We start from the raw sequence: 10,980 nt of genomic DNA on the forward strand, positions 1-10,980 counted from the left end.
TCACTCCATTTCCAGAATGATCGCGTCCACTGCAAGGCTTTCGCCTGCCTTGGCGTTGACCGCCTTCACCACGCCCGACTTCTCGGCGCGCAGGATGTTCTCCATCTTCATGGCCTCGACGACGGCAAGCGGCTGTCCGGCTTCGACCTTGTCACCCTCGCCCACATGGAGCGCGACGAGCAGGCCCGGCATCGGGCAGATCAGGAACTTCGAAAGATCCGGCGGGATCTTTTCGATCATGTGCTTGATCAGCGAAGCCACGCGGCTGGGCAGGATCTGCACGTCGTGGATCGCCCCGCGCGTGGTCATCTTCAGACCCGTGCGCGTGGGCGCGACACGGATGCCGATGGCCTCGCCGTCGATCTCGGCGTCGATCAGGCGGTCGCCCGGCGTGTATTCCATCGCAAGGTCGACGGAGATACCGTTCACGGTCACGTCCTCATCGTCGATGACAACTTCGAAAGGCGCCTTGTCGATGATGACGGTCCATTCCGACGGCGGCGCCAGACGGCGCGAGGCGAGCTGCCCGTCAACCCGGCGCGCACGGTCGGCCCGCGCGGTGGCGACGAAGGCCGCAACGGCGGCCAGCTTGCCCTTCAGTTCTTCCGACGCAGGCGCGCCGGTGAAGCCTTCGGGATATTCCTCGGCGATGAAGCCCGTGGTCAGCTCGCCCGAGCGGAAGCGCGGGTGCTGCATGATGGCCGAGACGAAATCGATGTTGTGGCCAAGGCCCTCGATCTCGAACAGGTCGAGCGCGGCAACCTGCTTGTCGGCCGCCTCGTCGCGGGTCTCGCCCCAGGTGATCAGCTTGGCGATCATCGGGTCGTAGAACATGGAGACTTCGCCGCCTTCGTAGACGCCGTCATCGACACGCACGCCGTCGATACCGCGGCGGCCGTTTGCGGAGCCGTCGTCGTCCCAGCCGTCAACCGGCGGCTGATAGCGCACGAGGCGGCCGGTCGAGGGCAGGAAGCCGCGATAGGGATCTTCGGCATAGACGCGGTTTTCGATGGCCCAGCCGTCGATCTTGACGTCGGCCTGCGTCATCTCCAGCTTCTCGCCTGCGGCGACGCGGATCATCTGCTCGACCAGATCGACACCGGTGATCGCTTCGGTGACCGGGTGTTCGACCTGGAGGCGGGTGTTCATTTCGAGGAAGTAGAAGCTCTCGCCCGTCGGGTCGGCGCCGGAGACGATCAGTTCCACCGTACCGGCCGAATAGTAGCCCACTGCACGCGACAGGGCGACGCACTGCTCACCCATGGCCTTGCGCATCTTTTCGGTGACGAAGGGCGACGGCGCTTCCTCCACCACCTTCTGGTGGCGACGCTGGATCGAGCATTCGCGCTCGTTCAGGTAGAGGATGTTGCCGTGCTTATCGCCCAGGATCTGGATCTCGATATGGCGCGGGTTGAGGATGAACTTCTCGATGAAGACGCGGTCGTCGCCGAAGGAGTTCAGGCCCTCGCGCTTCACGCTCTCGAAGCCCTCGCGCACGTCCTTTTCGTCGTAGGCAAGGCGCATGCCCTTGCCGCCGCCGCCGGCCGAAGCCTTCATCATCACCGGATAGCCGATCTCGTTCGAGATGCGCACGGCGTGCTCGGTGTCCTCGATCTCGCCGACGAAGCCGGGCACGACATTGACGCCGGCCTGCTTGGCAAGCTTCTTGGACTCGATCTTGTCACCCATCGCGGCGATAGCGCCAACGGGAGGGCCGATGAACTCGATGCCTTCTGCGGCCAGCGCCTCTGCGAAGGAGGTACGCTCGGACAGGAAGCCATAGCCCGGATGGACGGCTTCGGCGCCGGTCTGCTTGCAGGCCTGGATGATCTTATCGGCAATCAGGTACGACTGCGCGGCAGGCGCGGGGCCGATGTGGACGGCCTCATCGGCCATCTGCACGAACGGTGCGCGGGCATCGGCGTCCGAATAGACGGCCACCGTCTGAATGCCCATGCGGCGCGCGGTCTTGATCACGCGGCAGGCAATCTCGCCCCGGTTTGCGATGAGGATTTTCTTGAACATCAGATATCCGTTTTCCAGGTATTCGTACCGAATGGTTTGCGGAGATTTTCTGCAAACTCTCCTGCTGTTGGATCGTTCATGCTACTTCCAGCGAAGAACCGAGCGGCGGCATGTTGTGGCCAAGCAGGCGCAGTACGTCGGCAGCACTCTCAACCACGTTCGTACCGGGGCCGTAGATGCCCTGAACGCCCGCGTTGCGCAGGAACTCATAGTCCTGCGGCGGGATGACGCCGCCGGCGATCACCTTGATGTCGCTGCGACCGGCTTCGCGCAGTTTCTGGATCAGTTCGGGGATCAGCGTCTTGTGACCTGCCGCAAGGCTGGACGCGCCGACCACGTCGACCGCGCTCTCCAGCGCCAGCACCACGGTTTCTTCCGGAGTCTGGAACAGCGGGCCGGACACTACGTCGAAGCCCATGTCTCCGAAGGCGGAAGCGATCACATTGGCGCCGCGATCGTGGCCGTCCTGACCCATCTTGGCGACCAGAACCTTCGGCTTGCGGCCGAGACGGCGCTCCACCGCCTGCACGCCGTCCAGCACCTGCTGCCAGCGGCTGTCGCCCTCGTAAGGCGCGGCATAGACGCCCTTCACCGGGGTCGGCTGAGTGCCATAGCGCTGGAAGCTGTCTTCCATGGCCGAGCTGATCTCGCCCAGCGTAGCGCGGGCGCGGGCGCATTCGACGGCAAGTGCGAGCAGGTTGTTCTCGATGCTGGCGGGCGCGGCGGCACCGTCGCGCAGGGCCTTGAGCGCGGCCTGGCAAGCAGCCTCGTCACGCTCCGCCTTCATCTTGTTGATGCGGGCGATCTGGCCTTCGCGGACCTTGGCGTTGTCCACTTCCAGCGTTTCCAGCAGGTCTTCGCTGGCAAGGCGGTACTTGTTGACGCCGACGATCACGTCGTCGCCCCGGTCCACACGCGCCTGACGGGCGGCGGCAGCGGTCTCGATCATCGCCTTGGGCCAACCGGCAGCGACGGCCTTGGCCATGCCGCCTTCGGCCTGAACGCGATCGATGATCTCCCAGGCCTGGTCGACCAGCTGCTGCGTCAGCGATTCAATGTAGTAGGACCCACCCAGCGGATCGACGACATTGCACATGCCGGTCTCTTCCTGGATGATGATCTGCGTGTTGCGGGCGATGCGGGCCGAGAAGTCGGTCGGCAGCGCGATCGCTTCGTCCAGCGCGTTGGTGTGCAGCGACTGGGTGCCGCCCAGCATCGAGGCCATCGCCTCGATCGTGGTACGGATGACGTTGTTGTAGGGGTCCTGCTCCTGCAAGCTCACGCCCGAAGTCTGGCAGTGCGTGCGCAGCATCTTCGAACGCTCGTCCTTGGCGCCCAGATCGGTCATCACCCGGTGCCACAGCACGCGCGCGGCGCGCAGCTTGGCCACTTCCATGAAGAAGTTCATGCCGATGGCGAAGAAGAACGAGAGGCGACCCGCGAACTTGTCGATATCGAGGCCAGAGGCCACGCCGTACTTCACGTATTCCGCGCCGTCGGCGATGGTGAAGGCCAGTTCCTGCACCTGCGTCGCGCCGGCTTCCTGCATGTGGTAGCCGGAAATCGAGATCGAGTTGAACTTCGGCATCTCGCGGCTGGTGTAGCCGAAAATGTCCGAGATGATCCGCATCGAAGGCTCTGGCGGGTAGATGTAGGTGTTGCGGACCATGAACTCCTTGAGGATGTCGTTCTGGATGGTCCCGTCGAGCAGCTTGCGGTCTACGCCCTGCTCTTCGCCGGCAACGATGAAGAAGGCCAGGATCGGGATCACCGCGCCGTTCATCGTCATCGAAACCGACATCTTGTCGAGCGGAATACCGTCGAACAGGATCTTCATATCCTCGACCGAATCGATGGCGACGCCGGCCTTGCCCACATCACCCACGACGCGTGGATGGTCGCTGTCGTAACCGCGATGGGTGGCAAGGTCGAAGGCGACCGAAAGGCCCTTCTGACCCGCTGCAAGATTGCGGCGATAGAAGGCGTTCGATTCCTCGGCAGTGGAGAAGCCCGCGTACTGGCGGATGGTCCAGGGACGGCCGGCATACATCGAGGCACGCACGCCGCGCGTGAACGGCGCGAAGCCGGGAAGGCCGGGATCGACGGTCACGTCCTCTGCGGTGTAGAGCGGCTTTACCGCAATACCCTCGGGCGTGTTCCAGGTCAGGTCCTTGCCCTTGACCTCCTTGTCGGCGGCTGCCTTCCAGTCGTTGATGTTCGGTCCCTCGGTCATCGCACTACCCTTGCAGCTTCGTCATCCTGAACTCGTTTCAGGATCCATTCCTCGCCCTCTCACCGTCGTCGCCCGGAGGCGAAATGGATCCTGAAAAGAGTTCAGGATGACGGTGGAGCTTGGGCGACGGCTTCTATTCAATGCGCCTCTTTGGGCGTTTCCATGATCTCGGTGAGCTGACCGCCCATGTCCTTGGGGTGGACGAAGAAGATCAGCGTCCCGTGCGCGCCCATGCGCGGCTCACCCAGCACGCGCTTGCCAAGGCCTTCGAACCACGCCTTGGCCGCGTGAATGTCCGGCACTTCGTAGCAGATGTGGTGCTGGCCCCCGAGCGGGTTCTTCTCCAGCCACTTGCCCACGGCCGAGTCCGGCGTGGTGGGCTGGAGCAGTTCGATCTGCGTACCGGCAGTGCCATCTTCACCCGGTGTGTTGACGAAGCAGACGCGCACTTGCTGGCTTTCGAGCACGAACGGCTCGGTAATGTCGGTGGCGCCCATCACGTCACGATAGAACGCGATCGAGGCGTCGAGATCAGGCGTGGCGACGCCGATGTGGTTGAGACGACCCAGCTTCACGCCACATTCTCCAGCACGAGGGCGATGCCCTGGCCGCCGCCGATGCACATGGTAACAAGGCCGTACTTCCCGCCCGTGCGCTTCAGCTCGTACATGCACTTGATGGCGAGCATCGTGCCTGTCGCGCCGACCGGGTGGCCGATGGAGACGCCCGAACCGTTGGGGTTCACCTTCTCAGGATCGAAGCCGAGCACCTTGGAAACGGCGGCAGCCTGCGCGGCGAAAGCCTCGTTGCTCTCGATCACGTCGATCTGGTCGAGCGAGAGCCCGGCGCGCTTCAGAGCCACCGGTACAGCCTTGATCGGGCCTTCGCCCATGTAGGCAGGCTCGACACCGGCATGGCCCCAGGCGACGATCTTCGCCATCGGCTTCAACCCGCGCTTCTCGACTTCCGAAGCCGTCGCCAGCACCACGGCGGCAGCGCCGTCGTTGATGCCCGAGGCATTGCCCGCCGTGACCGTGCCGTCCTTCTTGAACGCCGGACGCATCGCGCCGAGCGTCTCGACGGTGGTGTCCGCGCGGACATGTTCGTCGGTATCGAAGACGGTGACGCCCTTGCGGGTCTTCACTTCGACGGGGAGGATCTGCTCCTTGAAGCGGCCTTCCGCGATAGCCTTGGCGGCGCGCTGGTGGCTGGTCGCGGCGACCGTGTCCATATCCTCACGCGAGATGCAGTGGCGCTCCGCCACGTTTTCGGCGGTGATGCCCATGTGGTAGCCGCCGATGGCGTCCGACAGGCCGACGGTCAGCGCGTCTTCCTGCGTGTTGGCGCCCATCTTCTTGCCCCAGCGCACGCCGTGGTCGTGATAGGGCACGTTCGACATCGATTCCGCGCCGCCCGCAACGGTGATCCCCGCCTCGCCCAGCTTCATCATCTGCGCTGCCGAAACGATCGCCTGCACGCCCGATCCGCAGAGGCGGTTCAGCGTCATCGAAGGCACTTCGAACGGTACGCCCGCGTTAAGGCCGATAACGCGGCTGAGCATCTCGTCCTTGGCGCTGGTCGGCATGACCTGGCCGATGACGATGTGGCCGACGTCCTCAGGCGAAACGCCCGCGCGGGCCAGCGCCTCGGTCACGACCTTGCCGCCCAGATCGGAGGGCATGAACGACTTCAGCGAGCCGCCGAAATCACCAACTGCCGTGCGTACGCCGCTGACGATGTAGATGTCTTCCATGACCTGACTTCCCAATCTGGTTTTTCGATGCGTGCCGTCTTTCGCGGCTGGGGTGGATCGCGGTGCTCGCCCAAAGGCGATACGCCGCGATCCGTGACGCTATCAAAGCGGAATGTTGTCGTGCTTCTTCCAGGGGTTTTCGAGGCTCTTGGTCCGCAGCTTGCGCAGTCCAAGCGCGATGCGCTTGCGGGTCGAGTGCGGGTAGATCACCTCGTCGATATAGCCCCGGCTCGCCGCCACGAAGGGATTGGCGAAGCGGTCTTCGTATTCCTTGGTCTTCTCGGCAATGCCTTCGGGCGAGAGGCCGCGGAAGATGATCTCCACCGCGCCCTTGGCGCCCATCACCGCGATTTCGGCGGTAGGCCAGGCATAGTTCAGATCGCCGCGGAGGTGCTTGGACGCCATGACGTCATAAGCGCCGCCATAGGCCTTGCGGGTGATCACGGTGATCTTCGGCACGGTCGCCTCGGCATAGGCGAACAGCAGCTTGGCGCCGTGCTTGATGATGCCGTTGTGCTCCTGATCGGTGCCCGGCAGGAAGCCCGGAACGTCCACGAACGTGATGATCGGGATGTTGAAGGCATCGCAGAAGCGCACGAAACGCGCGGCCTTCTTGGACGAGTTGATGTCCAGCACGCCCGCCAGCACCATCGGCTGGTTGGCGACGACACCCACGGTCTTGCCCTCGATGCGGCCGAAACCGACGATGATATTGCCGGCATGCAGCGGCTGGACCTCGAAGAAGTCACCCTCGTCGAGCGTCTTCCGGATCACCTCATGCATGTCATAAGGCTGGTTGGCCGAAGGCGGGATCACGGTGTCGAGGCTTTCCTCGGCACGGTCCCACGGATCGGCGCAAGGACGCTCGGGCACTTCCTCGCGGTTGTTGAGCGGCAGGAAGTCGAAGAAATCGCGCGCTGCCAGCAGCGCCTCGATATCGTTCTCCAGCGCGAGGTCGGACACGGAGGTCTTGCTGGAGTGCGTGATCGCACCGCCCAGTTCCTCTTGCGTGACGACCTCGTTGGTCACGGTCTTCACCACGTCGGGCCCGGTGACGAACATGTAGGAGCTGTCCTTCACCATGAAGATGAAGTCCGTCATCGCCGGCGAATAGACCGCACCGCCCGCGCAGGGGCCCATGATCAGCGAAAGCTGCGGCACCACGCCCGAGGCAAGCACGTTGCGCTGGAACACTTCGGCATAGCCGCCGAGCGAAGCCACGCCTTCCTGAATGCGCGCGCCGCCGGAATCGTTGAGGCCGATCACCGGCGCGCCGACCTTCATCGCGTTGTCCATCAGCTTGCAGATCTTCTGCGCATGACGGTGCGAGAGCGAGCCGCCGAACACGGTGAAGTCCTGGCTGAACACGAAGACCAGACGGCCGTTGATGGTGCCCGAGCCGGTGACGACGCCGTCGCCGGGGATCTTCTGGCTTTCCATGCCGAAATCGGTGCAATCATGCTCGACGTAAAGGTCGAATTCCTCGAAGCTGTCTTCGTCCAGCAGGATATCGAGGCGTTCGCGCGCGGTCAGCTTGCCCTTGGCGTGCTGCGCGGCAATGCGCTTCTCACCACCACCCAGCTTTGCTGCGGCGCGGCGCTTCTCCATTTCGGCGATATTGGCTGACATATCCACTATCCATACAAACCCGATTCCGGCCTAACTGCGCGGCCAATGGATCGCTGTCCAATGCAAATCTGCAAATTTGCAAACTAGAGGTTTGCAAACTACACACGCAGAATGACATTGCGCCGCACCTTCGCAGGAACCACGCTGAGGAGCCTGCGTGCTGCTCGCGGGATGAAACAAGCCGATCTAGCCAAAGCTATTGGCATCAGCGYATCATATCTGTCGCAGCTCGAAAGCGACGATCGCCCGCTGACCCCCGCAATCTTCGACCGCCTGCGGAGCAATTTTCCGGTGGAGTGGCAGGACGTCCCCGTCGATCAAAGCGCCGAACTTCTTCGCGCCTTCGAGGACGCAATGTCGGACACGCACTCACGGGATCCGCAATCCTCCGCACAAGTTCGCAAGATCGTGGAACAATTCCCAAGCTTTGCAGAGTCATTCATCCAGCTTGCACGCGTGAATCGAGACAATTCCCAGCGCCTCGAGATGCTCGACGAGGCTCTGGGCGCAGACAATCTGGCTGGAGGCAGGCTACCATGGGAGGAGGTCCGCGACTGGTTTCACAACATCAACAATTATGTCGATGATTTAGATCGCCTAGCAGAGGCTTTCTCTCAAGAATTGGCAAAAGACACTCTGTCACCATCAACCCAAAACTTGGTATCGTGGCTCAATGATAAAAATATCTCGCTGATTTTTTCAGACAAAGGGCCTGTTCGATTATTCGACGAACAACAAAGTACACTCACGATAAATACGGCAAAAGCGAACGACAGTCTTAGGTTCCACCTAGCTTGGCACATCAGCAGCACGCACTTCAACGAAGACATCGCGACGATTTCAAGTAACGCAGACGTCCGCTCCAAAACCGCTCGGAATCTTCTATCTATTGGCCTAACCAATTACATGGCGGGTTCGATCCTGATGCCATACGAGCAATTTCGTTCGATGGCGCGCGACATGCGGCATGACGTTGATAGGCTCCGACACCTTTTCAATGTGACCTTCGAGCAAGTTTGTCACCGGCTTTCCACACTCCAGCGCCCAAACGCACGCGGCACGCCAGTTTATTTCTGCCGCGTCGACCTGGCCGGCAACATCACAAAACGGCACTCGGCTACGCGCCTTCGATTTGCGCGTTTCGGCGGCGCTTGCCCCCTTTGGGTAGTCCATGAGGCTGCCGCGGTGCCTGATAGAATTCATATTCAGCTCGCGGAGATGCCAGATGGCGTCCGCTACGTTTCCATGGCGAAAGGTCTTGTGAAGCCGACCGGCAGCTACGCGGAGCGCCCTCGTCGCTACGCCGTTGCATTAGGGTGTGAAGTCGACTTCGCTGCAGAGTTCGTTTACGCGGACGAAATAAACCTGAGCCACCCCGCCACACCTATCGGAGCTTCATGCCGAACTTGTAGCCGGCATAATTGCGACCAGAGAGCATTTCCTCCTAACGGAAAAGACATCTCCATCGATAGCTTTCGGCGGGAAGTAGTCCCATACTCAATCGATTAATAGATAAATAGATCGATTAGACCGTTCACAGCACAATCCACCGTGCGAACTCGACCTCGTTTTGCACTTAATCTCTCAAATTATTAACGTTAGGGCGACGTCGCTCGGTCGAATTGCGCCTTCGATATCGCCTTGAACATTCCGTCCATTCTTTGCATTACCCCCCCTTAATCATAGGGGGATAGAAGGTGTCTGCGGGTAAGGTCGAACTGAAGCTCTTGAAGAAACACTATCTCAAAGAACTGAAACACCTAGTGATGTCGGTAGTACCCGCAACGATGGGTCTATCCGCGGCTTTGATTGCACTGATTGGTTCCACGTCCAGCCTGAACAAATCGGATTTTGAAAATTTTACCCAAACCCATGATGCCAAATTACTTGCACTGTTCGCCGCCGCATCCGCCACGCTGTTTATGGCCACGCTGACTTATCTGAACAAAACAAGAAGACGATCTTCGGCTTTCCCGGATAGCATCCTGCCGTTTGGCGGCGACACAAAGAAAATGATTTCTTTTCAACGTCTCGCTGCACGTCTCGGCAACGATCTTCGCAAGGTCGACAAGGATAAGGTTCGAGAGGCGATTGAGAATCAGATCGATGATCTGGCACATACCGAACTGTTGGCCCGGATAAGCCAGCGCGTTCTGGCCGATGATCGCGCCAAGCGATACACCGATTTAATGGAACAATCGGTCAACAGAATGCGCAGAGAGATCGAGGCGCTTGAATTTAGAGGCAATCTCAACCTCTCGATTGGCATTGTGGCCACCATTATTGGAATTACGACCCTAGGCGTGTTTGTATTTACGGCTAACTACGCCAACGTCACGATATCTCAGTTTCTATACAGTTTTGCACCACGCATCTCGCTCGTCCTTTCGATTGAGATTTTTGCATTTTTCTTCCTCGGACTCTACAAATACAGCCTTACCGAGATCAAATACTATCATAATGAACTGACTTCGGCAGAAGCCAGGATCGCTGCCGTGGTTATCGGATCTGAACTACCGGATCAGACTTCGTACTCGAAGCTTGTTTGTGGTCTCGCAGAGATTGATCGAAATAGCGCCCCCAATACTGAGCAAAAAGCAGAACTCGAACGCTCGGCCGAGACCCTCGGGAAACTCCTGACTGCTATTGCGCCTTTCGTAAAGAAGGACTGAGTCCGCAAAACACAACGCCATCGAAGCTGCATGGGTTCGCCCAGTGAGATCATGGCCCGGGCTCTCACGCAAGACGATGCGCAAGAATCTGCGGCTGGACACAATCGAATCCCATTTCAAGGTGCCGGATCGACCACCGACGCAGTCATTGCACTCTGCACCAATGTGATGGCGGCTTCCGGGGATCGGTGGCGAAGTTTAAGCGATCGAGATGGAGCCCGTTGCTGTGATGGACAGTCTCTACTCTAAAGGTGTTTATAGCTTTGAAGGAAATCGGATGACGTTTCCTTCCTCTGGTTCTGCAGCGGCGTCCGTTTCGACCTTGTCATAAGCAGACGCCCGCTTCTCGATCGCCGCATCTCCACTGCGCCCTATGGTATCCGCCCAGTCCTGGAGCATGCGGCGACGCGGCGTCAGATAGAGCGCACTGTTGTAGGCACCGCGAATGTCGTCGTCTTCCGAATGCGCGAGCGCCATCTCGATCCAGTCGGAATTGTAGATCTCCTTCTCGTTGGCCCAGGTCGTAAGCGGTAAAAATCTCCCACGTGGCGGTGGAGCCACCCCGTCAGGTTTGCCGATGTCTTTTCGGTGATCAAGCAGCGGTGACGATGTTGCTAATTTCGAACATGGTTTGCCCGGCGTTTGTATTGACCCAGTTGTATGGGAGC

At 60.3% G+C, this 10,980-nt stretch carries 7 protein-coding genes and 1 pseudogene; 2 read left to right on the forward strand and 6 right to left on the reverse strand.

What is annotated here, in order from left to right; all coding sequences use genetic code 11:
• The 5 genes from AB4Z00_RS20245 to AB4Z00_RS20265 form a co-directional block, all read right to left on the reverse strand.
• Complete coding sequence (locus tag AB4Z00_RS20245; protein WP_442047003.1) at window positions 1–2,025, reverse strand: ATP-binding protein; 2,025 nt, start codon at window positions 2,023–2,025, stop codon at window positions 1–3.
• Between the two features lie 76 nt (window positions 2,026–2,101).
• Window positions 2,102–4,258 carry a methylmalonyl-CoA mutase gene (scpA, locus tag AB4Z00_RS20250; protein WP_442047004.1) on the reverse strand — a complete coding sequence of 719 codons (2,157 nt, stop codon included), beginning with the start codon at window positions 4,256–4,258 and terminating at the stop codon, window positions 2,102–2,104.
• Window positions 4,259–4,395: 137 nt separating this feature from the next.
• Entirely contained in the window at window positions 4,396–4,833 is a 438-nt protein-coding gene (mce, locus tag AB4Z00_RS20255) for a methylmalonyl-CoA epimerase (protein ID WP_132385595.1), read from the reverse strand.
• Window positions 4,830–6,011, reverse strand: coding sequence for a beta-ketothiolase BktB (gene bktB / locus AB4Z00_RS20260; RefSeq protein WP_442047005.1), 1,182 nt, complete (start codon window positions 6,009–6,011; stop codon window positions 4,830–4,832). The genes mce and bktB overlap by 4 nt, the downstream gene beginning before the upstream one ends.
• Before the next feature lie 102 nt (window positions 6,012–6,113).
• Window positions 6,114–7,640: an acyl-CoA carboxylase subunit beta gene (locus AB4Z00_RS20265; RefSeq protein WP_442047006.1), complete on the reverse strand. Its 1,527-nt coding sequence runs from the start codon at window positions 7,638–7,640 to the stop codon at window positions 6,114–6,116.
• Window positions 7,641–7,751: 111 nt separating this feature from the next.
• On the opposite strand from AB4Z00_RS20265, the gene AB4Z00_RS20270 reads away from it, so the two are divergent.
• Both AB4Z00_RS20270 and AB4Z00_RS20275 read left to right on the forward strand, forming a co-directional pair.
• On the forward strand, window positions 7,752–9,149 hold the full coding sequence (locus tag AB4Z00_RS20270) for a helix-turn-helix domain-containing protein (RefSeq protein WP_442047007.1): 1,398 nt from the start codon (window positions 7,752–7,754) through the stop codon (window positions 9,147–9,149).
• Window positions 9,150–9,337: 188 nt separating this feature from the next.
• Window positions 9,338–10,312: a hypothetical protein gene (locus tag AB4Z00_RS20275; protein WP_442047008.1), complete on the forward strand. Its 975-nt coding sequence runs from the start codon at window positions 9,338–9,340 to the stop codon at window positions 10,310–10,312.
• A gap of 255 nt (window positions 10,313–10,567) precedes the next feature.
• On the opposite strand, the pseudogene AB4Z00_RS20280 reads toward AB4Z00_RS20275, so the two are convergent.
• Window positions 10,568–10,980 (reverse strand): annotated as a pseudogene (locus AB4Z00_RS20280) (hypothetical protein); the annotation flags it as partial.

The sequence above is a fragment of the Novosphingobium sp. YAF33 genome, from assembly GCF_052113265.1.
Classification (GTDB): Bacteria; Pseudomonadota; Alphaproteobacteria; order Sphingomonadales; family Sphingomonadaceae; genus Novosphingobium.